This window comes from Bacillus cereus group sp. N14 (assembly GCF_016483555.1).
GTDB classification, from domain to species: Bacteria; Bacillota; Bacilli; order Bacillales; family Bacillaceae_G; genus Bacillus_A; species Bacillus_A wiedmannii.
On the sequence record NZ_JAEHBQ010000146.1, the window covers coordinates 1 to 229 of the forward strand.

A 229-nucleotide genomic window follows, 5' to 3' on the forward strand; every position below is an offset into this window, starting at 1 on the left:
CTTCTACCTCTCCCCGACAATTACAAAATATAATTGCTTTGTGGTTTTTCGTTAACTCTCTTATAGCTTCAAACAATTCAAAAGGTTTCTTGCGGTCCTCCTCTGTTTGAAAGTGCATTAGATAATAGCGAAGCTCCTTAATATTCCCCTTTACCTCAATAATTTCTACATTATCACTATCGTTATAATTCCCCCACTGTTTAACTAAATTGAAATTATCTATTGTAGC

1 pseudogene is annotated in these 229 nt (G+C 34.1%); it reads right to left on the minus strand.

From position 1 onward, the window contains the following. Positions 1-229 (minus strand): annotated as a pseudogene (locus tag JDS82_RS29605) (DEAD/DEAH box helicase); the annotation flags it as partial.